Origin of the sequence: Pandoraea sp. E26, assembly GCF_000681415.1 — a bacterium.
Lineage (GTDB): Bacteria > Pseudomonadota > Gammaproteobacteria > Burkholderiales > Burkholderiaceae > Pandoraea > Pandoraea pnomenusa.
The window spans coordinates 20,129-46,704 of sequence record NZ_AYXJ01000007.1 but is presented as its reverse complement, the minus strand read 5'-3'; the positions used below and the strand labels follow the sequence as shown (position 1 = coordinate 46,704).

Sequence of the window (26,576 nt, the reverse complement as noted above, 5' to 3'; positions counted from 1 at the left end):
GCCCGGCTCCTTACGGCTTGTCCTTGACGTCCTTGACCTGACCGATGGCGGTCAGGCTGGCGTCAAGGGTCGGCAGTTCGATCGTGCGGGCGCCCGCATCGATCTGGTCGAGCAGCGTCTTGACCGCGGCAATGCGCCGCGACTTGCCGTCGAAGTACTTGTCGAGCGCGGCCTGCGCCACCACCACGTCGCCATGCACGGCCGACGCATTGCGCGCGAGCAGCGCCAGGCGCGCATTGAGCAGCCGCAGCTTGAGGTTCGCCCGCAGGAAGGCGCCTTGCTCCGGCGCCACGAGCATCACATCCGGGTCGTCCAGGCGGCGCACCTGCACCAGTTGCTTCAGGCTGCCGAGCATCTCGGACGACAGGCGGTGCCACGTGGCGACCCAGCCGGTCTCCCCCGCCCCGGCGGGGCCGCTGGCGTCCGCCTTCGGTGCGACGCGCTGCTCCTCGGCCTGCAACGGCAGCGTGTCGATCATGGCGATGGCCTGATCGAGTTTGCCGGTCAGTTGCGGCAGATCGGCGGCCGGCACGGCCTTGAGGCGGTCGATGTCCTTCTTGAGCGCGTCGCGCACGCCGGCGAGCTGCGGCGCGCCGGTGCGGGCCAGACGTGCATCCGCCCCTTCCAGCGCGATGAGCGCACCACGCACGTTGCCGGTGAGCTGCAACTGTTGGTTGGCGCTCGTGACGATTTGCTCGGTCTCGGCGAGCACCCATTCGTCGCGGTTGTGCGCGAGCTCCTGGTAGAGCTGCTCGAGCGCGGCCTGCTGGCTGCGCGAATCGGCCACACGCCCTTCGAGGGCCGTGAGCCGGTTCTGCAAGTCACGCTGGTTGTCGAGCGCCTGCGCCGTGCGCACCTGCGCCTGCATCACCTGCGCGTCGCCCGCCTGCTGCCGGCGCGCCATTTCCTGCTGCACGCGGTCGAGCTTCTGGTTGAGCGACCAGCCGCCAATGCCGGCCCCGGCCGACACGAGCACGAAAAGCAGCCACGGTAGCGCCGCCCCCGTGCCACGACGCTTGTGCGGCGGTTCGGGCGGTTGCCACGCCGGCGCGGCGCCCGCCGTACCGTAGGTCGCACCGCCCGACGCGGGGCTCGCGGTGCTGTTCGACGCCGCCGCGCCGCTCGGCGCCGACGGGTTTTGGGAAGACTCGGGAACGCGATTATCTGTCGTCATGCTTGACTTGAATGGGATCCGCCCATGTTTTGAGTGCCGCCAGCAAGTTCTCGTCGCCGGGCGCGCACTGCGTAATCCTATCAAACCCCGCTGCCCGCGCGGCATCTGCGATGCGCGCATGCGACGTCAAACACGGTGTCGCAAGGATTTGGGCAAGCACTTGCGGGGTGCCCGGCGTGTGCACGCCGTCACGCGTACCGTACCGCGCCGCGAGCAGCGTGGCCAGATGCCGCACCGCTTCGGAGCTCGTGAGCACCCATACGCACGGCCCCGGCAACGCCATCCGGGCTTCGAGCGCCGCCCAGGCGAGCGCGTCGGGTTGTGGCGCGCGCCGCGTGTAGGCGCTCACGATATCGACCTGCGCGCCGTGCGCGCGCAACGTCTCGGCAAGCAATTCCCGTCCGCCGTCGCCACGCACCAGCAGCACCCGACGCCCGGCCAGTGCCGCGAGGTCGATCTGTTCGAGCAACGCCTCTGAATCGAAACGCGCCGCGGGCCCGCCTGGCGGCACGATCACACGGTGCCGGGGCGGCGCGATGCCCGCCTCGGCAAGCGCCTGCGCACTGCCCGGCCCCACCACCGCCACCGGCAACGCCCGCGGCCACAGGTCGCCGGCACGGGCGTCGGCCGTGTCTCGATTATCGCGAGAATGCAGATGGACGAATCGCGCCAATGCGTGCGCCACGGCATTGGGTGATACAAACACGGTGAGCGCGTAGGACGGCAGCGACCGCAGTGCGCGATCGAGCGCCGAGAGCGCGGCCGCGTCCGTCTGGGCAGCGATGTGCAGCAGCGGAAACGCCAGCGTGTCGATCCCTTCGATGTTCAACGCCCTGGCGAAGCCGTCCGCCTGACCGTCGGGACGCGTGAGAATCGCGCACAGCGCGCCTGTCGCGCCGGACACGCGGGTCCCGGCCGCGACGGGAGGCATTGCCGGTGCGCGCGAGCTCAAACGGGGGAGTCCTTCGGGTCGGACGGCGGCACCAACGCCAGTCCACCCGCATCGATCAGTTCCTGCGCCACTTGCCGGCCGAGCGCCTCGGCAGCGGCCACGTCGCCTTCGGCAACGTTCGCGGCGCCTTGCGCGCGCAGCACCGTGGCGCCGTCGGTCGACGCGATGAACGCGCGCAGCGCCAGGTCGCCCTGCGCGGTGAATTCGGCGAACGCGCCAAGCGGCACCTGGCACGAGCCGCCCAAGGCCCGCGACACGGCGCGCTCCGCGCTCACGGCCAGCGTGGTGCGGGCGTGGTGCAGCGGCGCAAGCCATTGCAGGATGTCCGGGCGTCCGGCCCGCACTTCGATGCCGAGCGCACCCTGACCGGCCGCGGGCAGGCTCGCCGTGGTGGGAATGACCGCGCGGATGCGCGCCCCGAGGCCGAGCCGCTTGAGGCCCGCCGCCGCAAGGATGATCGCGGCGAAATCGCCGCGGTCGAGCTTGCCCAGGCGCGTGTCGAGGTTGCCGCGCAACGGTGCGACCTTGAGGTGCGGATAGCGGGCGCGCAGACTCACTTCGCGGCGCAGGCTCGAGGTGCCGACCACGGCCCCGGCGGGCAATGCGTCGAGGCTGTCGTAGTCGTTGCTCACGAAGGCATCGCACGGATCTTCGCGATCGAGCACCGCGGCAAGGGCGAAGCCTTCGGGCAACTGCATCGGCACGTCCTTGAGCGAATGCACCGCGAGATCGGCGCGGCCGTCGGCCAGGGCGAGTTCGAGTTCCTTCACGAACAGCCCCTTGCCGCCGACCTTCGCGAGCGAACGGTCGAGAATTTGATCGCCTCGGGTCGTCATTCCGAGAATACTGACGCGGCACTGCGGATATAATTTGTGCAGCGCGTCACGCACGTGTTCGGCTTGCCACATGGCGAGGCGACTCTCGCGCGATGCGATCACCAGGGTTTCAGGAGCAGCGAAGTTCATTCAGCAACCGCGTGAATACCAAAAGAAAAAATGGTAACACGCTTGACCGGCCCCAACGGCCGGTCTCGAGAGGAGCGACATGAAGAGCAGCGCAAAGGCAAAAGCCCCGCGAGAGGGCCTCGCCAAGTCGGTCGGCAACACTCCCCCCGCGAAGGCAGCAGCCGCGGCACCATCCACTCCCCGCCCGGCAAAACGCGTGCCGGACGCCGCCGCGGCACCGAAGACCCGCCGTTCGCGCGAAGACAAGGACGCCCCGCTGCGCGAGGACATTCGCTTCCTCGGCCGCCTGCTCGGCGACGTCCTGCGCGAGCAGCAGGGCAGCGATGCGTTCGATCTCGTCGAAACCATCCGCCAGAATGCCGTGCGCTTTCACCGCGAGGGCGATCGCGGTGCCGCGAAGGCGCTCGACACGCTGCTCAACGGCCTGACCAATGAACAGGCGATCCAGGTGGTGCGTGCGTTCAGCTACTTTTCGCATCTGGCGAACATCGCCGAGGACCGGCATCACAACCGCCGCCGCCGCGTGCACGCGCTCGCGGGCAGCCGCGCCCAGCCGGGCACGATTCGCGCCGCGCTGCAAAGCCTGAAGGACGCCGGTCGCGCCGATCCCGCCACGCTCCAGGCCTTCTTCGCCAGCGCGCTCATCGTGCCGGTGCTGACCGCCCACCCGACGGAAGTCCAGCGCAAGAGCATTCTCGACGCGGAGCGCGAGGTCGCCCGCCTGCTCGAACATCGCGACGACGCGCTCACCGAGCGCGAATCCTCGCGCAACACCGAGTCGATGCGTGCCTACGTGACCACGCTCTGGCAGACGCGCATGCTGCGCAGCTCGCGCCTGACGGTGGCCGACGAAATCGAGAACGCGCTGTCGTATTACCGCAGCACGTTCCTGTCCGAAATTCCCGCGCTGTACGACGATGTGGCCGCCGAGCTGCACGACGCCGTGCCCAGCGTGCGCGCCGAAGGTCTCGGACGTTTCCTGCAAATGGGGAGCTGGATCGGCGGCGATCGCGACGGCAACCCGAACGTGACCGCCCAGACCCTGCAACTGGCCATCACGCGCCAGGCCACGGAAATCTTCGCGCACTACCTCGAAGAAGTGCACTTGCTGGGCGCGGAACTCTCCGTCTCGCAGCTGCTCGCCGGCGCCAGCGACGCGCTGCTCACCCTGGCGCGCCGCTCGCCCGACGACTCGCCGCACCGCACCGACGAGCCCTATCGCCGTGCGCTGATCGGCGTGTATGCGCGCCTGGCCGCGACCGCGCGCGAGTGGGTCGGCCACGTGCCGCATCGCGGCGCGGTCGGCGACGCAAGCCCATATCTCGACGCCAGCGAATTCATCTCCGATCTGAACACGGTCGTCGCGTCGCTCGTGGCGCATCACGGCAGCGCATTGATTTCGCAACGCCTCGGCCCACTGGTGCGCGCCGCCGAGGTGTTCGGCTTCCATCTCGCGAGCATCGACCTGCGCCAAAGCTCCGACGTGCACGAAGCCGTGATTGCCGAGCTATTCGCCAAGGCGGGCGTCGAAGCGAACTACGCGAAACTCGACGAAGCGGCCAAGCTTGCGCTGCTGTTGCGCGAACTGCGCGAGCCGCGTGCGCTCTTCTCGCCGTATCTCGACTACTCGCAACGCACGCGCGACGAGCTGGCCGTATTCGCCGCCGCACGTGAGATTCGCGCCCGCTTCGGCGCGCGCGCGGTGCGCAACTACATCATTTCGCACACGGAAACCGTGAGCGATCTGGTCGAAGTCATGCTGCTGCAAAAGGAGACGGGCCTGTTTCAGGGCGCGCTGGGCGGCAAGGGCGCGAAGGGCGTCGAGCCGAAGGTCGGCGCCATGGTCATTCCGCTGTTCGAGACGATCGCCGACCTGCGCAATGCGCCGGTCATCATGCGCGAGTTCTTCGACATTCCCGGCATGTCCGAGGTCGTGGTGCAGCAAGGCGGCGAGCAGGAAGTCATGCTCGGCTATTCCGACAGCAACAAGGACGGCGGCTTCCTCACCTCGAACTGGGAGTTGTACAAGGCCGAACTCGCGCTGGTGCGACTGTTCGAGGAGAAAGGCATCCGCCTGCGCCTGTTCCACGGCCGGGGCGGCACCGTCGGACGCGGCGGCGGCCCGACCTATCAGGCCATCCTCTCGCAACCGCCGGGCACCGTGAACGGACAGATTCGCCTGACCGAACAGGGCGAGATCATCGCGAGCAAGTTCGCCAATCCGGAAATCGGACGGCGCAATCTCGAGACGATCGTGGCCGCCACGCTTGAAGCCACGCTGCTGCCGAGCCGCAACCAGCCGCCGCGACTGGCCGCATACGAGCAGGTCATGCAGGCACTGTCGGACACGGCATTTGCCGCGTATCGCGACCTCGTCTATGAAACGCCGGGCTTCACCGACTATTTCTTCTCGGCCACGCCGATCGCGGAAATCGCCGAGCTCAACATCGGGTCGCGCCCCGCTTCGCGCAAGTTCTCCGACCCCAAGAACCGCCGCATCGAGGACCTTCGCGCCATTCCATGGGGCTTCTCGTGGGGGCAATGCCGCTTGCTGCTCACCGGTTGGTACGGTTTCGGCAGCGCGGTGAGCGCGTATCTGGACGACGGCGACGCCGCCGGCCGGGACAAGCGCCTCGACACGCTGCGTCAGATGGTCAAGCGCTGGCCGTTCTTCGCGAATCTGCTCTCGAACATGGACATGGTGCTCGCCAAGACCGACCTGGCCGTGGCCTCGCGTTACGCCGAGCTGGTACCGGACGAAAAACTGCGCAAGCGCGTGTTCAGCCGCATCGTGGCCGAATGGCAGGGCACGACGCAGGCGCTCGCGCTGATCACCGGCCATGATGAGCGCCTGGCCGACAACCCGCTGCTCGCACGCTCGATCAAGAATCGCTTCCCGTACCTCGATCCGCTCAATCACTTGCAGGTCGAGTTGCTGCGGCGCCACCGCGCGGGTGAGTCGGACGAACGCGCGCGGCGCGGCATCCACCTGTCCATCAACGGGATCGCGGCCGGTCTGCGCAACACCGGCTGACGCAGCGCAGACGCCGGGAGACGACGATCGAAAAACGTCGCCTCCCGGCCGATTCCCGGACATCTCCGAGCCCTCTTGGGAATCCACCCAACGACAAATCGACCGTTGGGAAGGTATATTTCGACGAATTCGACCAGATGGCTGCCCCGGGGGACCTCTCCATCATGCACTCCGATTCGACTGCGCCAGCGGCGCGCCACATCCCGACCCAGCGATCGCGGCGCACGGCTGCGGCCGTTGCCCTGTCACTTTGCCTGTTCGGCGCGACAGCCTCCGCCATGACCGGAACCCGTGCCGTCAGCGCGACGGCCGACACGGCTGCGACGACGATGCGCCGCGACGCAGGCAACCCGCGCGTCGCTTCGGCACTGTCGGCAACGGCGGCGTCCTCCCCGATGAATCCGACGCCCGCGTCCCCCTTCACCCATGCCGCGCCGCATGGCGTGCGCGGTTTCGCCGTGCGGCTGGTTTCGCAAGCGCTCGCCACGTCGTCGTCGGACGGCCCCGCCAGCCGGCGTCAGATCATCGATCCGGTACTCGATCCACTCATGAACGGCATTCTCGAGCGCCTGGCGATCGGCGAGGCGGTCGCGCGCACCAAGTTCGCCTCCGGCAAACCGGTGCAGGACCCGCCGCGCGAGCAGGCGCTGCTCGACAACGTGGGCGAACGGGCCGCGCAGTTCGGACTGACGTCCGCACAGGCGCGCACCTTCTTCCGCCTGCAGATCGAAGCCGGCAAGCTGTTGCAGACGGCCCTGCTCGCGCGCTGGAAGCGTGACGGACAGGCGCCGGGCGAGCCGGTCGACCTCAACACACGACTGCGCCCCGCGCTTGACCGGCTGGGCACTTCGCTGATGCACGATCTCGGCCGACTGTGCTCGCTCCCTGACGATGCGACGCGCATGGCGCGCATTCATCAGGCGCGCGAGCGAATCGCAAAGGCGGCAAGGCTCGAAGCGCTGCAACGCGCGGCATTCGACGAAGCGACCTCCGGACTGTGCCTGTCGGCGCCGCCGCGTGTCTGGACACTGTCGTCCGTGCAGTAACACCCGACACGGGGCCCGGCGCCGGGCGTGTCGTGGCGCGCCCGCCGGGGCTGTATAATTGCGGTTTTCCGTGCATCGCCACGGTTCGCGTCAGTTCGCTTCAATCCGCCCTGGTGGGCCTCGATCAGCCACGCTACGACAATGACCTCCCAACTCCACAAGAAAGGCGAAGCCTGGTCGGCTCGCTTTTCCGAACCCGTTTCCGAACTCGTCAAGCGCTATACCGCGTCGGTGTTCTTCGACAAGCGCATGGCGCTGTTCGACATCGACGGGTCGCTCGCCCATGCCGACATGCTGGCCGCGCAAGGCATCATCAGTGCGCAGGATCTGGCGGACATTCAACGCGGCATGGCGCAGATTCGCGGCGAGATCGAGCGCGGCGAGTTCGAGTGGCAACTGGACCTCGAAGACGTTCATCTGAACATCGAGGCGCGCCTGACCGCCCTCATCGGCGATGCCGGCAAGCGTCTGCACACCGGACGTTCGCGCAACGACCAGGTCGCGACCGACATCCGCCTGTGGCTGCGCAGCGAAATCGACCGTATCGGCGAGCATCTCGGCGACCTGCGCCGCGCCCTGCTCGATCTCGCTGAACAGCACAGCGCCACCATCCTTCCGGGATTCACCCACCTGCAGGTGGCCCAGCCCGTGACGTTCGGCCACCATCTCATGGCCTACTTCGAGATGTTCAGCCGCGACGCCGAACGCATGCTCGACGTGCGCCGCCGCGTGAACCGCCTGCCGCTGGGCGCCGCGGCGCTGGCCGGCACGAGCTACCCCATCGATCGCGAACGGGTCGCTGCCACGCTGGGCTTCGAAGAGGTTTGCACGAACTCGCTCGACGCGGTGTCGGATCGCGACTTCGCCATTGAATTCACCGCCGCGGCCGCGCTCGTGATGACCCACGTCTCGCGCTTCTCGGAAGAACTGGTGCTGTGGATGAGCCCGCGCGTGGGCTTCATCGATCTGGCGGACCGCTTCTGCACGGGCAGCTCGATCATGCCCCAGAAGAAAAACCCGGACGTGCCGGAACTCGCACGCGGCAAGACCGGACGTGTCAATGGCCACCTGATCGGCCTGCTCACCCTGATGAAGGGTCAGCCGCTCGCCTACAACAAGGACAATCAGGAAGACAAGGAGCCGCTGTTCGATACGGTCGACACCGTGATCGACACGCTGCGCATCTTTGCGGACATGGTGCCGGGCATCAAGGTGCGCGAAGCCAACATGCGCAACGCCGCGTTGCAGGGCTTCTCGACGGCCACCGATCTCGCCGACTACCTCGTGAAGAAGGGGCTGCCTTTCCGCGACGCGCACGAAATCGTGGCGCATGCCGTGAAGATCTGCTCGGACCGCGACATCGATCTGGCCGACCTGTCGCTCGCGGAGCTCCAGAAATTTTCGCCGCTGGTCGGCGACGATGTTTTCGACTACCTCACGCTCGAAGGCTCGGTCGCCAGCCGCAATCACATCGGCGGCACGGCGCCCGCGCAAGTGGAGCGCGCCATTGCGGCAGCCCGCGCGAAGCTCGCGAAGTAAGCTCGCGAAGTAAGCTCGCGAAGTAAGCTCGCGAAGTAAGCTCGCGACGTCAGCTCGGCGTCATCAGCAAAAATGCCACCCCGTGAACTGACGGGTGGCATTTTTTTGGGCTGACGCTTGAAATCGATGTGGCCCCCCCCCCCGCGATACGCCGGAGATGGGCTTCCGGGCGGTGCGCGTACGCAGACGCACGGTCGCGTCGCTCAGAAGATTGGCAGTGACAGGAAGCCCTTGATGATGAGCGCATTCAGAATGTCGATAAAGAACGCACCGACCATCGGCACGATCAGAAATGCCAGATGCGACGGCCCGAAGCGCTCCGTGACGGCCTGCATGTTGGCGATCGCGGTGGGCGTCGCCCCGAGCCCGAAGCCGCAATGGCCCGCGGCGAGCACCGCAGCGTCGTAATTGCGCCCCATTACGCGGAACGTAACGAAAATCGCATAACTCGCCATCGCGATCGCCTGCACCACCAGAATCACGACCATCGGCAGCGCCAGCGTCGAGAGATCCCAGAGCCGCAGGGCCATGAGGGCCATCGCCAGAAACAGCGACAGGCTCACGTTGCCCAACACCGACAGCGAGCGCTCGAACACCTCGTAGCCGACCAGCGCCAGCAGATTGCGCACGACCACCCCGGTAAACAGAACGCATACGAACGTGGGCAACTCGAGCGCCGTGCCCGATAGCCAGCGGGCGATCACCTCGCCCCCCAGCAAGCAGATGGCAATCATGGCGACGGTCTCGATGAGCGCCTGCGCGGTGATCAGCCGCACGGTATGAGGCTGCTCGAATCCCTCCGGCACGTCCCCCTGTCCCCCCTGCCCCCCCTGCGCGCCGGGCACCCGGTTGCCCAGGCGCCCAACCAGATAGCGTGCCACGGGTCCGCCAAGCAGCCCGCCCAGCACGAGGCCGAACGTGGCACAGGCCATCGCGATCTCCAACGCGGACTGCACACCGTATCGCGACGTGAGCGCCTCGCCCCAGGCCGCCCCGGTGCCATGCCCGCCCGCCAGGGTGATCGATCCGCCCAACAGGCCAACCCCCGGCGGCAGCCCCATCGCCATCGCAAGCCCCACGCCGATGGCGTTCTGCATCACGAGCATGCCCGCCACGATCCCGAGGAACAGCACCAGCCGCCTGCCCCCCGCCTTCAGGCTCGACAGATTGGCCGAGAGGCCGATGGTCGCGAAGAACGCCAGCATCAGCGGCCCTTGCAGCGTCGTGTCGAACTTCAACTCGAAATGCCCGAACTCACGCAAGCCAAGCGTGCCGAGCGCCACCAGCAACCCTGCAGCCACCGGCTCCGGAATGCTATACGTGCGCAACGGCCCGATCCACTCCACCAGCTTGCGGCCCAGCAGCAGCACCAGCGTGGCACACACCAACGTGCCGTACGTGCTGAACACCCATTCCCCGGTGACGTCCATGACCTCTCCTGCGCGAAAAATGCGACGAGTTTAGCAATCCGAGTGTTTCGGAATGATGGGAAATATCTTAAATGGGAGCAAGTCGAGCGAATCCACCAATCGATGACAATCCCCCGCTCCGCAACAACTTACGACGATTTCGCGCATATTCACAGCGAGTTGACGAAGATTGCATCGTTACCATAGAACCGTGGCGTGGCCCATGGGCGATACATGTAATCCATTGCGAGCAAACCGGCGTATATGGCACGCGCAACGTGGCGCGCGCAAAGCAAAACGGCCCCGTGCTTTTCGCACGGGGCCGTTTCCGCCTCGACGGCGGCGTCGCCTTCAATCGATTCGCCGCGGTCTTGCGGCTTCTTGGCGCTTCTTGGCGCTTCTTGGCGCTTCTTGGCGCTTCTTACCGCTTACTGGCGCACGCAATCCACGAAGTACTCGGGGCGTCCGTCCACCTCCTCCACGACGAGCCCGTGGATGTCGGTATGGAACCCCGGGAAACGCTCGTTGAAGTCGCGCGCGAATCGCAGATATTCGATGATGGCGGCGTTGAAGCGCTCGCCCGGAATCAGCAGCGGAATCCCCGGCGGATAGGGCGTGAGCAGCACGCTCGTCACACGCCCTTCGAGTTCGTCGATCGGCACCCGGTCGATCTGGCGATGCGCCAGCTTCGAGAACGCGTCGGTCGGCTTCATTGCCGGCTGCATGTCCGAGAGGTACATCTCGGTGGTCACGCGGGCCACGTCGTTGGCCTTGTACACGCTATGGATCTGATCGCACAGATCGCGCAGGCCGATACGCTCGTAACGCGGGAACTGCGCCACGAACTCCGGCAGCACCCGCCACAGCGGACGGTTGTGATCATAGTCGTCCTTGAACTGCTGGAGTTCGGTCACCATCGAGTTCCAGCGGCCCTTCGTAATGCCGATGGTGAACATGATGAAGAACGAATACAAGCCGGTCTTCTCAACGATGATCCCGTGCTCGGCCAGGTACTTGGTGACGATGGCCGCCGGAATGCCGCTCTCGCCGAACTCGCCGTCCACGTCCAGCCCCGGCGTGATGATCGTCGCCTTGATCGGGTCGAGCATGTTGAAACCGTCGGCCAGATCGCCGAAGCCGTGCCAGCGGTCGTTCGCGCGCAGCACCCAGTCGTCGCGCTGGATCGTCCCCTCGTCGCCCAGGTTCTCCGGACCCCAGACCGAGAACCACCACGAGTCGCCATACTCCGAGGCGACCTTGCGCATGGCGCGGCGGAAGTCGAGCGCCTCGACGATCGATTCCTCGACCAGCGCCGTGCCGCCCGGCGGCTCCATCATGGCCGCGGCCACGTCGCACGACGCGATGATCGCGTATTGCGGCGAGGTCGACGTATGCATCAGGTATGCCTCGTTGAAGCGATACGTGTCGAACGTGCGGGCCTCCGAGTCCTGCACCACGATCTGCGAAGCCTGCGAAATGCCGGCGAGCAGCTTGTGCGTCGAGTGCGTGGCATAGACGGTCGCTTCCGACGAGCGTGGGCGGCCTTCGCCGATCGCATGCATGTCGCGATAGAACTCGTGAAACGCCGCGTGCGGCAACCAGGCCTCGTCGAAATGCAGCGTGTCGATGTTGTTGCCGAGCAGTTCCTTGATCATTTCGACGTTGTAGATCACGCCGTCATACGTGCTCTGCGTGATCGTCAAAATACGCGGCTTGGCGTTCGGATCGCGCTCCAGCACTTCGCGCGCGAACGGGTTCGCCTCGATCTTTGCGCGAATGACTTCCGGCTCGAACTCCGACTTCGGAATCGGTCCGATGATGCCGAGGTGGTTGCGCGTGGGCGTGAGGAACACCGGCACGGCCCCCGTCATGGTGATCGCGTGCAGGATCGACTTGTGGCAGTTGCGGTCGACGACGACGATGTCGCCGGGCGCCACCGTGGCATGCCACACGATCTTGTTGGAGGTCGACGTACCGTTCGTGACGAAGAACAGATGGTCGGCATTGAAAATCCGCGCCGCATTGCGCTCCGACGCGCCCACCGGGCCGTTGTGATCGAGCAGTTGGCCGAGTTCTTCCACGGCGTTGCAGACGTCCGCGCGGAGCATGTTCTCGCCAAAGAACTGGTGGAACATCTGGCCCACCGGGCTCTTCAGGAACGCCACGCCGCCCGAGTGCCCCGGGCAGTGCCACGAGTACGAACCATCGGCGGCGTAATGCGTGAGCGAGCGGAAGAACGGCGGCGGCAGCGAGTCGAGGTACGACCTGGCTTCACGGATGATGTGACGCGCCACGAACTCCGGCGTGTCTTCGAACATATGAATGAAGCCGTGCAGCTCACGCAGGATGTCGTTCGGAATGTGGCGCGAGGTGCGCGTCTCGCCGTACAGGAAAATCGGAATATCCGGGTTGCGGCGGCGCACTTCCTGCACGAAGGCACGCAGGTTGATGATGGCCAGCGCCAGTTCGCCCTCGCCTTCGCCGCCCGCTTCACTCGAGAAAGTGCCGAACTCGTCGTCGTCGATGGACAGGATGAAGCTCGAGGCGCGGCTTGCCTGCTGCGCGAACGAGGTCAGGTCACCGTAGCTCGTGAGGCCGTTGACTTCCATGCCCTCGGCTTCGATGGCTTCCGCCAAGGAGCGAATCCCGGATCCGGAAATGTTCTCGGAGCGGAAGTCCTCGTCGATGATGACGATCGGAAAACGGAATTTCATTGGCGTTCCTTCGACAAAAGAACGAGCCACGGTCCGACACGGCCGTGGCTCTGGGGCATTGCGATTCGGGAGAGGCTCACCGGTGGCGAGATCTTGTCAGGCTAGGTCTTCGGCAGCGTGACGCCACGCTGTCCCTGGTACTTGCCGCCCCGATCCTTGTACGACGTCTCGCAGACCTCGTCGGACTCGAAAAACAGCACCTGCGCCACGCCTTCGTTGGCGTAGATCTTCGCCGGCAGCGGCGTGGTGTTCGAGAATTCCAGCGTCACGTAGCCCTCCCATTCGGGTTCGAACGGCGTCACGTTCACGATGATGCCGCAGCGGGCGTACGTCGACTTGCCCAGGCACACCGTGAGCACATTGCGCGGAATGCGGAAGTATTCGACGGTGCGTGCGAGCGCGAACGAGTTCGGCGGGATGATGCAGACATCGCTCGAGACGTCGACGAACGACTTCTCGTCGAAATTCTTCGGGTCGACGATGGTCGAGTTGATGTTCGTGAAGATCTTGAATTCAGGCGCGCAACGAATGTCGTAGCCGTAGCTCGACGTACCGTAGCTGACGATCTTTTGCCCGTCCTGGGAATACCGGATCTGCGACGGTTCGAAGGGCTCGATCATGCCGTGCTCTTCGGCCATGCGCCGGATCCACTTGTCGGACTTGATGCTCATGTGTGGGCCTGAATTCGGGGAGTACGTGAAAAAGTGGGCGTATTTTACGCGATTGTTGCGGTGCGGTGAGATTTTCCCCCGCGCCGCGCCGCCCGGGGCGCCCGAGCCCCGGCGGGCGGCCTTTTCGGGCGCCTCAGGTGTTCTGCACCACGATCGACGGGAACTTGCTCGTCATGTCCTTCTGCTTCGACGCGATCTTGACGGCCACCTTGCGCGCGATAGCCTTGTAGAGCTCGGCCACGCGCCCGTCCGGGTCGCCCACCACGCTCGGCATGCCGGCATCGGCGTGCACGCGGATGCTCATCTCCAGCGGCAGCTTGCCCAGCAGGTCGACGTCGAAATCGTGACTCATGCGCTCACCGCCGCCCACGCCAAAAATCGGCTCCTCATGACCGCAGTTCGAGCAGATGTGCAGGCTCATGTTCTCGATCAGACCGAGGATCGGCACGCCGACCTTCTCGAACATCTTGAGCCCCTTGCGGGCGTCGAGCAGCGCCAGGTCCTGCGGCGTCGTCACGATGACCGCGCCGGTGACGGGGACCTTTTGCGCGAGCGTGAGCTGGATGTCGCCCGTGCCAGGCGGCATGTCGACGATCAGATAGTCGAGATCGTGCCAGTTCGTCTGGTTGAGCAGTTGCTCGAGCGCCTGCGTAACCATCGGACCACGCCAGACCATCGGGTTGTCCGGCTCGATCAGAAAACCGATGGAGCTCGCCTGCAGGCCATGGCCGACCATCGGCTCGAGCGTCTTGCCGTCCTTGGATTCCGGCTTACCGTGAATACCGAGCAACGTGGGCAGCGACGGGCCATAGATGTCGGCGTCGAGAATGCCGACATTGGCGCCCTCGGCGGCCAGCGCGAGTGCCAGGTTCACGGCCGTGGTGCTTTTGCCCACGCCGCCCTTGCCCGAAGCGACGGCCACGATGTTCTTGACATTGGGAAGGAGCTTCACCCCGCGCTGCACCGCATGGGCTACGATTTTCTGGCTGATTTCGACGGCCACGCGCTCGACTCCGGGCAACTTGCCGACGGCCTCGGTAATTCGCGCGCGCATGGCGTCGAACTGGCTCTTCGCGGGATAGCCGAACTCGATCTGAATGCCGACGTGGCCATGCTCGGCCGCCACCTGCTTGACATACTTCCCGGCGATCAGGTCGAGCCCCGTGTCGGGGTCGACGATGCCACGCAGCACTTCATTGATTTGGGTGACTTCCATGTGGGTCTCTCGTTCTGTCGAGTCACGCCGGGAGACGCCCGGCATGGCGCTAACAACTTGTAACATCCGTGGCGCACGCTCTCGATTAGGATGCGAGGCGCGCGTGTCATGGGGAACCTGCCGCCGCGGCATTCAGTCCTTGCCCGCGGTCGACACTCAGCGCTATTGTAAAAGACCGCGCGCCCTCAGGTTCAAAACCCCTGCGGTGCGCACGTGCTTCGGCGAAGTGCTCACGCGTGTCTCATCACTGCTAGCTAATCGAGAAGGAGCCTCAAATGAATAAGAACACTCTGCGCGCTTCCGCGCTCGTCCTGGTCTCTGCCGCACTGCTGGCCGGTTGCCAGACGCCGCAGGGCACCAACACGGCGGTCGGCACCGGCGTCGGTGCGGCCGTCGGGGCGGGGCTCGGCAACCTGATCGGCGGCAACACCACCGGGACGCTGATCGGCGCCGCGGTGGGCGCGGCCGCGGGCGGTGCCGCCGGTTACAACTGGCAATCCATCAAGAACACCCTCGGCGGCCACACCGCCGGCACGGGCACCACGATTTCCGAACAGCCGGACGGCTCGCTCAAGGTCGCGGTTCCCAGCGACGTGACGTTCGCCACGGGCAGCGCGGTCATCAACCAGAACTTCCGTAGCGTGCTCGACGACGTCGCCACGTCCCTCAACCAGAATCCGGGCATCACCGCCAACATCGTCGGCCACACCGACAGCACCGGTGGCGACCGCATCAACGTGCCGCTGTCGCAACAGCGTGCCGCCAACGTGGCCCAGTACCTCACGAGCCGCGGCGTTGCCCCCAATCGCCTGAGCGCCACCGGCGTCGCTTCGAGCCAGCCGATCGCTTCGGACGCCACGGCGCAGGGCCGCGCCCAGAACCGTCGCGTGGAAATCCTGCTGCACGCGCCGAACCAGCAAGCGCCGCGCGGCTGATAGGCCGCACCGATCGGGCCCGTCCCGATGTAAGACATGCCCGGTTCGCCGGGCATGTTTCGTTTCGGGGGCACGAATGCCCCCCTCAACCAGGCGCCCAATGTGCACGGAGTGACGTATGGTGCATCGCAGCATCGAAAGTCCGGGCTTCCGTTGAACTATTCCCCATACCTTGGCTCAGACCCTTCGGAAGTGCCTACCGTGGGCGCTTCCATCTCCTCTTTGTTATTGACGTTACGTGTGCCTAGTTATGCCGGAACCTCGTTCCGGCTTTTTTTTGGCCGCTCGCCGCCTGCTGGCGACAGGCCGGCGCCCGCGTCGGTCGCCACCGCCCGGGCCCGCACCACGGCGTCGCGTTGGGCGGCAACCCGCCCCGCCTGCTAGAATCGTCCTTTCCCGGTTCCCTCAACGCACAGTCAATCCTCATGTCCCGTCGCATTCTCGTCACATCCGCCCTGCCGTACGCCAATGGCCAGATTCATATCGGCCACCTGGTGGAGTACATCCAGACCGACATCTGGGTGCGGTTCATGCGGATGCAGGGTCACGAGGTGTACTACGTGGGCGCCGACGACACGCACGGCACGCCGGTCATGCTGCGCGCCGAGAAGGAGGGGCTCACGCCCAGGCAGCTCATCGAGCGCGTCTGGAAGGAGCACAAGCGCGACTTCGACAGCTTCGGCATCTCGTTCGACAACTACTATTCGACGGATTCCGAAGAAAATCGCGAATTGTCCGAAAGCGTCTATCTGGCGCTCAAGGAACAGGGTCTGATTGAAGCGCGCGATATCGAACAGGCGTACGACCCGGTCAAGGAAATGTTCCTGCCGGATCGCTTCATCAAGGGCGAATGTCCGAAGTGCGGCGCCAAGGACCAGTACGGCGACTCGTGCGAGGTCTGCGGCTCGACCTACGCGCCGACCGACCTGCTCAACCCGTATTCGGTGGTCTCGGGCGCCACGCCCGTGCGCAAGACGTCCACGCACTACTTCTTCAAGCTCTCCGACAAGCGCTGCGAGCAGTTCCTGCGCCGGTGGGTCGCCGGCCTGGCACAGCCCGAGGCCGCCAACAAGATGAAGGAATGGCTCGGCGAGGACGGCGAGTCCACGCTCGCCGACTGGGACATCTCGCGCGACGCGCCCTATTTCGGGTTCGAAATTCCCGGCGCCCCGGGCAAGTACTTCTACGTGTGGCTCGACGCGCCGGTGGGCTACTACGCCAGCTTCAAGAACCTGTGCAAGCAGCGCGGGCTGAATTTCGACGAGTGGGTCAAGCCCGGCACCACGACCGAGCAGTACCACTTCATCGGCAAGGACATCCTGTACTTCCACACGCTGTTCTGGCCGGCGATGCTCGAATTCTCGGGACATCGCACGCCGACGAACGTGTTCGCGCACGGTTTCCTGACGGTCGACGGCCAGAAGATGTCGAAGTCGCGCGGCACGTTCATCACGGCGCAGAGCTTCATCGACACGGGCCTCAACCCGGAATGGCTGCGTTACTACATCGGCGCCAAGCTGGGCAGCACGATGGAAGACCTCGATCTCAACCTCGATGACTTCATCGCGCGCGTGAACAGCGATCTGGTCGGCAAGTACGTGAACATTGCGAGCCGCGCCGCGGGTTTCCTCATCAAGCGTTTCGAGGGGCGCGTGTCGCCCGGGGCCATGCAGACGGCCCTGCTCGACCAGATTCGCGCCGCCGCGCCGCAGATCGCCGCGCATTACGAGGCGCGCGAATTCGGCAAGGCACTGCGCCTGGTGATGGAGCAGGCCGACGCCGTGAACGGCTACGTCGACACGGTCAAGCCGTGGGATCTCGCCAAGGACCCGGCACAGGCCGGTGCGCTGCACGAAGCCTGCTCGGTCTGCCTCGAAGCCTTCCGCCTGCTCACGCTTTACCTCAAGCCGGTGCTGCCCACGACCGCCGAGGCCGTGGAGCGCTTTCTGAACATCGCGCCGCAAACGTGGCAGGACGTGAGCCGCCCGCTCACCGCCGAGTCCGCCATCAATGCCTACAAGCACCTGATGACGCGCGTCGAAGGCAAGCAGGTCGAAGCCCTGCTCGCCGCCAATCGCGATTCGCTGCAAGCCGCCACGCCCACCGCGGACACGGCGAATGCCGCGGCTGCGAAGGGCAAGGCGACCAAGGCGGTGGACAAAGTGGAAAAATCCGCTGACGACGGCGTCATCACGATCGACGACTTCGCGAAGATCGACCTGCGCATCGCTCGCATCGTCGACTGCAAGGCGGTCGAGGGCTCCGACAAACTGCTGCAGCTCACGCTCGACGTGGGCGAAGCGCAGACGCGCAACGTTTTCTCCGGCATCAAGTCGGCCTATCCGCAGCCGGAGGCGCTCGTGGGCAAGCTCACCGTCATGGTGGCGAACCTTGCCCCGCGCAAGATGAAGTTCGGCCTGTCCGAAGGCATGGTGCTGGCCGCCTCGGCGGCCGACGAGAAGGCCGAACCAGGCATCTACATCCTGGAGCCGCACGCAGGCGCGAAGCCGGGCATGCGCGTGAAGTAAGCCTCGCGATGCGGCGACCGGGAACGCTTTCCCGGACAAAGCACCCCGAGCGCCGGATTCCCGGCCTCGGGGTGTTTCGTTTCACGCCCGGCGCATGCGGAAATTGAAGTGATCCGTGCGCGTGTCGCCTATCGCAGGTGCTCCACCGGCAATGCCGTCGTGAACTTCACGGTCTCCATCGAGAAGCTCGCGCTGATGTCCTGCAGATCGGCGACGCGGATGAGTTTTTTGTAGAACCGGTCGTAGGCCGCGATATCCGGCAAATAAACCTTGAGCAGATAGTCGATGTCGCCGGCCATGCGATGGATCTCCACGATTTCCGGCAACTCGCGCGCGCCGGCGACGAAGCGCACCATCCAGTCCTCGCTGTGCGTGGCGGCCTTGATGAACACGAACGCCGTGACGCGCAGATCCAGTTGCTGCGGGTCGCACAGCGTGACCTGCCCGGTGATCACCCCGCTCTCGCGCAAACGCTGCACCCGGCGCCAACACGGCGTGGGCGACAGATGCACGGCTTCGGCCAGCTCACCCAGCGAGCGCGAGGCATCGGCTTGCAGATTTTCGAGGATTGCGAGATCGGTTTTGTCCACGATGCCCCTTTGACAGGAAAACTTTTCCAAATCCTACCCGAATACGGGAGAAATTTGAAAGCCTTTACCCCTCAATGGCACGTAGACTTCGAAAACATTCCGAAATCAGGGGACAACATGAAAATCTTCACTCAGCACCCAGCCTCTGTCGGCGAAAACTACCTCCAGCACATGGGTTCCGCGCTGTCGTTCGCGCTACCGCTGCTCGGCGCCTTCCTGGCCTGTCTCGTGCACGCGCTGCTGCCGTTCCTGTTCGAGAAGACAGGCAGCCGGCTGATCGTGCGGCTGCACGAGCGCATGGTGACGAATCGTCATCGGCATGGGCCGCAATCCACATCGCAATCCGGGGCGCAACCGGCGCAGCGCGAGCGGACCACACGGCCCACCCGGTAACGTCGGCAACGTCGGTAACGCCGGTTACTGCGAGGGCGTCGGGTCACGGACGCTCCGAGCCTGGATCGGGTGAGCGCGACGTGACCGTCACCCGGCCGTCGGGACCGAAGTGGGCGTTAAACATGCCCGGCGTGTTCACCCCATCCTCCAGCCAGCGCCAGCTCCATACCGTTTCCTTCTTCAGCGGGTATTGCGCCACGCTGGTCGGCTTGCCGAGCAACCGCCGCACGTCGTCCTGCGTCATGCCGGGCTGCACCTGCTGGAGGTTCTCGGCGGTCAGTGCCTGGATCACGCCGCGCAGCTTGCCGTCGGGCGCGATGTCGACCATGTAGGTCCGCAACCCGCCCGGCGAGCGCGGGTATTCAAGCCGACGCGAGCCGTCATCGTTCTCCCACACGATTTCAGGCTTGCCCATCTGCTCGCGCACCTGCGCCTCGGTCGTTACCCCCGGCGTGAGGTTGCGCAGCAGCATGTCGTCGGGCTTGACGGCATTGAACGTATCGCGCGCCTTTTCCCGCACCTTGTCGATCTGCTGCTGATCGCACCCGAACAGCCCCAGCAGACTTGCGAACAATCCCATGGCGACTCCCCAACGAAGGCCGCGGCGCAGACCCTGCGCCGGGTGGTCCAAACTACGCGACGTTGTCATCGGCATTCCTCCTCCCACATCCGTCAGTCGAAACGACGGTTGAACAACACATCGAAACCCGACAGCGAGCCGGTGCGCAGCACCAGTTGCCAGCGGCGCGAAAGCTGCCACGTGATCTTCACGATACTCGCGGCGCTCGTCAGGCTTTGCTCATAGCCCAGCGCGAAGCTGTCGGAGATCGCCTTGCCGACCTTCACGACCTGCTGGTCGTCGGGCAATCCCGAATCACTGGTGCCGATGCTGAACTCGTCGATCCCGAGATCCTTGATGATGCGCTTGCCGCCAGTCGTGCCGAGCAGCGCCGAGGCGGCGCCCGCCATCGCCTGCCGCTGGCCGAGTCCCGCACCGTCAGGGCCATGGCCGAACATCAGCCACGACAGCTTTTCTTCGTCCGACACGTTCGGCTCCGAGACCAGTGACACGCGAAGCTGCCGCACCGTGCCGGTCACCAGCACACCCGCCGCAACTTCCTGATTGCGGCGCATCGCCTGAATGTAGACGTTGGGATTGTCGAGCGGGCCGACGAAGTTGATCTGGCCGCGCTCGATCGCGAGCTTTCGGTCGAACGCCTCGTAAGTCCCCTCGGCCACGGTGATCGTGCCGGTCGCGCGCATCGGTGTGAGCGGGTCGCTTTGCAGGCGCACGCTGCCGCGCAGCAGCAGATCGGCACCGGCGCCGACAAAGCGGAAATCCCTGCCCAGGTTCAGCGCCAGATCGACGTGCGGCGAGAAGCGACTCGCCGGCTTGTCGCCGATGCGTGCGGCTTCGTCGCGGGCATCGAGCGGCCTGGTACGCGCCTGCGCGCCGCCGCGCACGACAATGACATCGTCGCCCAGCTTCGGCGCACTCGACGGCGGCAATGCGAAACGCGCGCGATCGACGGTGAAATTCCCGGTCACGGACGCCGCATCGCCACTGCCGGTCGCCCGGGCCTCTCCGCTCAGCGACAGTTGTCGGTCGGGCGCGGCGAACAGTTGCAGCTTGTCGGCCACGAGCGCGATGCCCAGCGTCGGCTCGGGCGTGTCGAGCCGAATGTTGCCGCTTGCCCGCGCCGTGCCGCCGCCACCGCCCGTGACCACCACGTCGCGCAGGACGATCTCGTTCGGCGTGAGCGAGACACGCACACGCCCGTCCTTGACGCTCACGCCCGTATCGAACATCTGCACCGCCAGGTCGTCAGCCGTCAGCTCGCCGGTCGGACGGGGCTTGGCGACCGTACCCGCCAGCGCGACTTGCAGGTTGGCCCGTCCCTTGAACGCGAACTGCGCCCCCGCCAAATCTTCGAATCGGGACAGATCGGGAATGGCGAGTGCGATACGGCCGGACAGCGGAGCGTCGTCCGGTAGCGAGGGAATACCGTTTTGCACGTGCAGGCCGGACTTCACGTCGGCGTCGAGCGTGCCCACGAGTGAGGACACTGCCCTGACCCTGGCGTTGGCCGATTGCCCGGACAGGTCGATGCGCGTGCGCAGTTCGGAGATACCGAGCGGCACGCGCGCCCCGACACCGCCCTTCTCCGCCGTCAGGCCGGGGATGCCGGTGACCGTCACGTTGACATGCTCGTTGATGCCGCCCCGGCGCAGGGTCACGTCGCCGCTGCGGCGCACGATCTCGACGAAACCGTCGGCGCGCTGACCGGCTCGCACATCCCACTTGCCATCGAGCACGAGATTGCTCTCCACCGGCATCGGCGCCCCGGTAAAGGACTTCACCACGTTCAGCACCTGGGCAATGTCGAGCGTATCGAGCGCACCCGCGGTCTTCAGTTGACCGTCGCCGTAGTCCAGATGGGTGAGCGCCAGCGTGCCCGCTCCCGTCACCAGACGGGCCGCGCCAAGACGCACTCGGTCGGCGCTCGCTTCGACCTGCCATGGGGCCGAAAGCCTGAGCTTCGGCACGCCGGCGTTCTCCAGCGTCTGAATGGTGCCGCGCCACCCCGGCTTGCCGCCCGTGTTCGTCACCGCGCCCGCCGCATCGACATTCATGTCGAGCGGCGCCTGACGCAGCTTGCCCGCCGCCTTGAGGTGCAGCGTGTGGGCCCCCCGCGTGCCGGCCAGCGCGAGCGACAGGCGGTCCAGTCGCGCGATCTCGCTCGAGAATCCGCGTCCGTCGAGTGTGACGTTGAGCCGGTCGCTCGCCGCGCCGGGCAAGCCGCCGCTCACATCCACCTTACCCGACAGATGTTCGAGCTTTTGCGCACCGAAAACCAGCTTGTCGGCCGACAATGTCGCCACCACCGCCGGACGCTCGATCGTGCCCGAGACCTGCCCGTCGAGTTGCAGGCGCCCCGCGAGGCCGAAACCGAGCTTGTCGAGCGACGGGGCGTCGACGTTGACCGACATCCGGTCGCCAGCCGCGCCGAAACTGCCGCGCAACGCCACCTTGTTGCCGGCCACGAGCAGGTTGGCATCGCTGGGCATGAGCCGCGTGCCCTCGAGTCGCACCGTGCCGGCGCCGCTCATCGGCAAATCGGCGTACACGCTGTCCTGCAACGCGAACTTCAGCGCCAGACCGAACGCCGGGCGCAGCGCGCCCTGCGCATCGAGCTGGCCGGTGACGCTGGCCGTCGGCGTTTTCTGCCCGCGCCTGGGCGGGCCGTAAAGGTCGTACCAGGCCGCCGGATCGAAACGGGAGAGCTTGATCTGTGCGCGATAGGCACCGGTGTCTCCGTTCTCGAGCACACCGGTCGCGGTGACCTTGCCAGCGCCCGCGTCCAGCGACAGCGCGTGGATCGTGGTGCCCTTCGCATCGAGGCCGACATCGGCCAGCACCCGGCGCGCGGCGTCGCGCCAGTCGAGCACGATGCGTTGGCCCGTGGCATCGAGTTTGACATCGAGCGGACCGCCAAGCTTCGTCGCAGGCAACTTGCCGTACAAGGCGCGCAGGTCGAGATCGCGCAGGGTGAAGGCGAAGCCGCCGACCGTGGCTTCGGTCGCCGCTCCCGCTGTCGCACCGGTACCCGATGTAGCCGATGCACCCGATGCACCCGATGCACCCGACGCGCTCGCTGCCTGCGGCGGTGCCGGCGTCGCGGCGCTATCCGAGACGACGGCGGCCACCTTCTCGCGGCGCAGTTCGCCGCTACCTGTCAGCACGGCACGCCCTGCAAGCTTCAGTTCGATGCCGGTGAGCGCCTGACGCGTAGCGTCGAGCAGCACCTGCGTGCGCAGGCTTTCGACCGGCAATGCGCCAGCGTCGATGGCGCCCGGCTTCGCATTGATCACCGACACCGGTCCGAGCACGCGAAAGACCTTCGCGCCAGGTTCGGGACGCAGATCGGCGCGTACCGCGAGGTCCGCCTGCGGTGCCCCCGGCGCGAAATCGTGCGGATTGAGGTGATCGAGTGCGATCTGCGCACGCGACAGCGGCACGGCGCCGAAGGGCGACGCCGCGATGTGCGCCGTGCCATTGAGCTTCTCGCCGCTCGCGCTCAGGTCGACGACAAGCGCGTCGAGCGATCCCGTCAGGTTCGCCTGCAACGCGACGGGAATGTCGCCCGCCTTCGCCTGCAGCCCCACGTTGCCGCCAAGCGCGAACGGACGCCGCCCGTTGAGTTGCAGGCTGGCCTGTGCTTCGCCATAGGGCGTGCCCAGGTGCTCGATCTGGATCGTGTGCTGCGTGCCGTCGCTGCGCGCCGCCACGCGAATGTCTTCCAGCACGAGCTCCGGCGCATGCAACGTAAGCTTCGCCACGCGCACATCGTTCAACGTCAGCCCCAGTGGCAGACGCAGGCTTTGCGGCAAGGTCGCCGGAGTGGTCGAGGGTGGCGACGGCGCGAATGCCAGGTCGACATCGCCCACGTGCAGTTTGTCGACGGTGAAATGCAGCGGCCGCACGCGCAGTGCCCAGCGGCTGTCCAGACGGCTGACGGTGATGCGCGTCGCGCCATCGAGATAGCGCACGTCGTTCACGGTGAAGCCGTTCGCGAAGCTGCCGCCGCGCCACTCGCCCGAGAGCTTGCCGCCGAGCGTCGACACGGCCGCCTGCCATAACCAGCGACTGCCGCGCTCGCTCGACATCGCCCACAGCAGGGTGCCGATGGCAAGCACCACGATGAGCAGCACGGCAAGCAGGGTCGCCAGAAGCGCGCGGCCCCAGCGTCGCCGGTGCGCCGGCGGCGGTGTGTCACCCGGCGGCGGTGCGGGCGGCGGTGGCGTCGATGGGTCGCCGCCCGGCAGCCCTTGCGCACCGGGTCGCGTGAGCGTGGGTTCGTGTCCGATGTCGCGAATCTCGCTCGCCATGGCGGCGGGCGTCCGCGGGTTCAGGGGCATCGTCGTCATCAGAACGCCACCCCCAGCGAGATCGACGGGCGCAAGCGCCGGTCGCGCACGCCGTAACCGAGGTCGACGTTGACCGGGCCGACCGGACTGCGCCAGCGCACGCCGAAACCCACGCCGTGGTAGAGCGGCGTGGGATGGCGGTAGTCGTCGGTGGCCGTGCCGACGTCCCAGAAGACCGCGCCGCCCCAGTCGCGCGTGACCCAGCGTTGGTATTCGAGGCTGGCCGTGCCAAGGTATTTGGTCGGGAACGTCGTGCCGTTCTGCTGGCGACCGATGCTCTGGAAGTTATAGCCCCGGATCGACGAGGTGCCGCCCGCGAAGAACAGCAGCGACGACGGAATGCGATCGCTGTTGCCGTTCGTGATCACGGCCCCCAGTTCCAGGCGCGCGAGCACGAGGTCGCGCTGTCCTACAGGGAAGTACTGGCGGATACGGCCATACAGTCGCGCGAAGCTCTGGTCGGTGAGCACCGGCTTGGCGGCAAAACCGATCTGCGTGTTGATGATGTTGCCCTTGCGCGGGAAGATCAGGTCGTCCACGTCGCGGCGGTTCCATGCGAACGCGGGCACCAGCGCCTTGTTCACGAAGCGCGTGCCGCCGTCGGGACGCTCGTCGGTGTGATACCAGTCGAGCGTGTAGGCCCAGTCGTAGCGCTCGCGCGAGCGCGCGCGCTTGATGCCGATCTGCGCCGAGCGCTGATCGAGACCATTCAGGTACGTGCGCTCGTACGACGCGCGGGTACTGTTGGTATATGCCGTGCTGTCCGGCGGCATCGCGATCTCGGCGTAGCCGCCCTGGCGATACTGCTCGAGGCGGGCCTGCGTGTCGAACGTCCACGCCCGGCCGAAGAGGTTGTAGTACGAATACCGGCCGTTCACGCTCGCGCCGGTGTCGGTCGTGTAACCCACGCCGCTTTGCACACGTTGCGTGGGGAATTCGCGCACCTTCACCTCGACCGGCGCCCGTTCGGCCTTCGACGGATCTTCCGTCACCTCGATGATGACGTTGGAAAAATACGGTGTGGCCTGGATCTGACGTTGCAGCTCCTGCAGACGGTCGGCATCGAACGGCTCGCCCTCCTCGAGCGGATTGACGTTGCGGATGATCTGCTCGGGATAGCGCCGCGTGCCGCTGATGACGAGCGGCCCCAGCGTGAACGCCGGGCCGCTGTCGAAGGTCGCGGCCAGCGACGCCGTGTCGCTGTCGGCGTCGATCACCGCGCGCGAGAAGCTCATCTTCGCCGCGTGGTAGCGCTTCTGCCCCAGTTGGAACAACGTGTCGTTCTTGGCCTGGTCCCAGTCCGCCTGACGAAACGGTGCGTCCACAGGCAGTTCCCACGCATTGCGCAACTGCGTGACGCGTTGCGGCGCTTGCTCGAGGATCGGCCCCGTGAACTCCACGTCGAGGTTCCTGATGTGCGTGCGCGGCCCCGACGCCACCGTGACCCGTACATCGCGCTTGCCATTGACGGTCGTGACGTCCACATGGGTGACGGGAGAAAAATAGCCCTCGGTCGAAGTCAGTTCCTGCACCTGCGCGCCCACGGTCGCCACGAGGTGTTCGAACTGGGCGTCGCCGATGTCGTCGCGCGAGGCGAAACGCACCAGGTCGAGGTTGTCCTTGAGGAGCTTGGCCAGGCCGTTGGGCGCATCGATGCGCACACGATAGTCGGCCTGTGCGGTGCCCGACACGACCAGGCCGCATGCGAGTGCGGCCATCGCCATCCAGGTGGCGGGGCGGGTGCGCAAAGGACGCACACCGAAGCGACGACGAGCGCCGTAACCGGGTTTGATCTGCGAGACGGTCAAAACCTTCCTTGGAGTGTGAAATACCGCCGCCGGTGGTCCGGCGTGCGGTCGATGATGCCAGTCAATGCCCTGATGCCGTGGCGCCCTGCGCCAGGATGCCGCCCCCGTATGGCACGGCATCGCAACAGGCAATGCGTATGTGAGTCGTATTTGAACATATCCCCAGCGCCGGTTCACCTTGTGTCCCAAAACAGCCCAAACGGTGAATCGGAGTGCGTTTGCGGTAGAATCTGCGTCGATTGGCGCCGTTGCGACGGCGTCGTTTTTGCCTATTCTTTAAGCAATTCGACCATGTACGAGTCCGACATCACCCAATTCATCAAGCAACTGAAGGCTGAGAAGCCGACGCTGGAGGCGGAGCAGCGCCAAGGCCGCGCCCTGCTGTGGGACAAGCAACCGATCGATCTGGACGAGCGCAGCCGCGCCCAGCAGTCGCGCGTGGCACAGCAGCCGTACGTCTACCAGAGCGAGTAAATCACCCCTGCCCCGACATCCTGTCAATTCCGGCCGAGTCCCGCATTGAATCCGAGTACGCCCGACGATCCGTCGCATCCGCCCGAGCCGGTCCCCGAGATCGCGCCGGTGCCCGAGCACGCCGACGCCGGGCCCGGAGATTCGACGGCGGATGCGCCGGCGCGGCAGGGGGTCGAAGGCAGCGCCGAGGCCGCGCCCG

18 protein-coding genes are annotated in these 26,576 nt (G+C 66.0%); 7 read left to right on the top strand and 11 right to left on the bottom strand.

Annotated elements, in window-relative coordinates; all coding sequences use genetic code 11:
* Positions 1 to 10: 10 nt before the first annotated feature.
* The 3 genes from W930_RS29025 to hemC are packed head-to-tail and all read right to left on the bottom strand — an operon-like array spanning position 11 to position 3,091.
* Positions 11 to 1,174: a uroporphyrinogen-III C-methyltransferase gene (locus W930_RS29025; protein ID WP_048806555.1), complete on the bottom strand. Its 1,164-nt coding sequence runs from the start codon at positions 1,172 to 1,174 to the stop codon at positions 11 to 13.
* Entirely contained in the window at positions 1,161 to 2,078 is a 918-nt protein-coding gene (locus W930_RS29020; protein WP_048806554.1) for a uroporphyrinogen-III synthase, read from the bottom strand. The genes W930_RS29025 and W930_RS29020 overlap by 14 nt, the downstream gene beginning before the upstream one ends.
* 44 nt (positions 2,079 to 2,122) lie before the next feature.
* Entirely contained in the window at positions 2,123 to 3,091 is a 969-nt protein-coding gene (gene hemC / locus W930_RS0104200) for a hydroxymethylbilane synthase (RefSeq protein WP_023597101.1), read from the bottom strand.
* Between the two features lie 79 nt (positions 3,092 to 3,170).
* Here hemC and ppc point away from each other — a divergent pair, with 79 nt between their 5' ends.
* From ppc to argH, 3 genes are all read left to right on the top strand, one after another.
* Positions 3,171 to 6,125 carry a phosphoenolpyruvate carboxylase gene (gene ppc / locus W930_RS0104195; protein ID WP_024788569.1) on the top strand — a complete coding sequence of 985 codons (2,955 nt, stop codon included), beginning with the start codon at positions 3,171 to 3,173 and terminating at the stop codon, positions 6,123 to 6,125.
* A 278-nt stretch (positions 6,126 to 6,403) separates the two neighbouring features.
* Positions 6,404 to 7,171, top strand: coding sequence for a gamma subclass chorismate mutase AroQ (gene aroQ / locus W930_RS29015; protein WP_051399242.1), 768 nt, complete (start codon positions 6,404 to 6,406; stop codon positions 7,169 to 7,171).
* 141 nt (positions 7,172 to 7,312) lie between these two features.
* Entirely contained in the window at positions 7,313 to 8,710 is a 1,398-nt protein-coding gene (argH, locus tag W930_RS0104185) for an argininosuccinate lyase (RefSeq protein WP_023597104.1), read from the top strand.
* 203 nt (positions 8,711 to 8,913) lie between these two features.
* Here the strand turns inward: argH and gltS are convergent, their stop codons facing one another.
* The 4 genes from gltS to apbC form a co-directional block, all read right to left on the bottom strand.
* Entirely contained in the window at positions 8,914 to 10,140 is a 1,227-nt protein-coding gene (gltS, locus tag W930_RS0104180; RefSeq protein ID WP_024788570.1) for a sodium/glutamate symporter, read from the bottom strand.
* A gap of 407 nt (positions 10,141 to 10,547) precedes the next feature.
* Entirely contained in the window at positions 10,548 to 12,833 is a 2,286-nt protein-coding gene (locus W930_RS0104175) for an arginine/lysine/ornithine decarboxylase (protein WP_023597105.1), read from the bottom strand.
* 101 nt (positions 12,834 to 12,934) lie between these two features.
* A complete protein-coding gene (gene dcd, locus W930_RS0104170) occupies positions 12,935 to 13,504 on the bottom strand; it encodes a dCTP deaminase (protein WP_023597106.1) in 570 nt (189 codons plus the stop codon).
* Positions 13,505 to 13,637: 133 nt separating this feature from the next.
* Positions 13,638 to 14,765 (bottom strand): iron-sulfur cluster carrier protein ApbC, encoded by a 1,128-nt coding sequence (gene apbC / locus W930_RS0104165; RefSeq protein ID WP_072619085.1) that lies wholly within the window; start codon positions 14,763 to 14,765, stop codon positions 13,638 to 13,640.
* A gap of 230 nt (positions 14,766 to 14,995) precedes the next feature.
* On the opposite strand from apbC, the gene W930_RS0104160 reads away from it, so the two are divergent.
* A complete protein-coding gene (locus tag W930_RS0104160) occupies positions 14,996 to 15,655 on the top strand; it encodes an OmpA family protein (protein ID WP_023597108.1) in 660 nt (219 codons plus the stop codon).
* A 425-nt stretch (positions 15,656 to 16,080) separates the two neighbouring features.
* The gene (metG, locus tag W930_RS0104155; RefSeq protein ID WP_023597109.1) at positions 16,081 to 18,183 is read left to right on the top strand and encodes a methionine--tRNA ligase; all 2,103 of its coding nucleotides are present in this window, start codon (positions 16,081 to 16,083) and stop codon (positions 18,181 to 18,183) included.
* A 128-nt stretch (positions 18,184 to 18,311) separates the two neighbouring features.
* Here metG and W930_RS0104150 read toward each other — a convergent pair whose 3' ends face one another.
* Positions 18,312 to 18,773 (bottom strand): Lrp/AsnC family transcriptional regulator, encoded by a 462-nt coding sequence (locus W930_RS0104150; RefSeq protein ID WP_023597110.1) that lies wholly within the window; start codon positions 18,771 to 18,773, stop codon positions 18,312 to 18,314.
* 117 nt (positions 18,774 to 18,890) lie between these two features.
* Here W930_RS0104150 and W930_RS0104145 point away from each other — a divergent pair, with 117 nt between their 5' ends.
* On the top strand, positions 18,891 to 19,166 hold the full coding sequence (locus W930_RS0104145; protein ID WP_023597111.1) for a DUF6356 family protein: 276 nt from the start codon (positions 18,891 to 18,893) through the stop codon (positions 19,164 to 19,166).
* Between the two features lie 43 nt (positions 19,167 to 19,209).
* Here W930_RS0104145 and bamE read toward each other — a convergent pair whose 3' ends face one another.
* From bamE to W930_RS0104130, 3 genes are all read right to left on the bottom strand, one after another.
* Positions 19,210 to 19,746 carry an outer membrane protein assembly factor BamE gene (bamE, locus tag W930_RS0104140; RefSeq protein WP_023597112.1) on the bottom strand — a complete coding sequence of 179 codons (537 nt, stop codon included), beginning with the start codon at positions 19,744 to 19,746 and terminating at the stop codon, positions 19,210 to 19,212.
* A gap of 92 nt (positions 19,747 to 19,838) precedes the next feature.
* On the bottom strand, positions 19,839 to 24,095 hold the full coding sequence (locus W930_RS0104135; protein WP_023873477.1) for a translocation/assembly module TamB domain-containing protein: 4,257 nt from the start codon (positions 24,093 to 24,095) through the stop codon (positions 19,839 to 19,841).
* On the bottom strand, positions 24,095 to 25,819 hold the full coding sequence (locus tag W930_RS0104130; RefSeq protein WP_023873476.1) for an autotransporter assembly complex family protein: 1,725 nt from the start codon (positions 25,817 to 25,819) through the stop codon (positions 24,095 to 24,097). The genes W930_RS0104135 and W930_RS0104130 overlap by 1 nt, the downstream gene beginning before the upstream one ends.
* A 375-nt stretch (positions 25,820 to 26,194) precedes the next feature.
* Between W930_RS0104130 and W930_RS0104125 the strand changes: the two genes are divergently transcribed.
* Entirely contained in the window at positions 26,195 to 26,377 is a 183-nt protein-coding gene (locus W930_RS0104125; RefSeq protein ID WP_023597115.1) for a DUF3460 family protein, read from the top strand.
* The last annotated feature ends 199 nt before the right edge of the window (positions 26,378 to 26,576 follow it).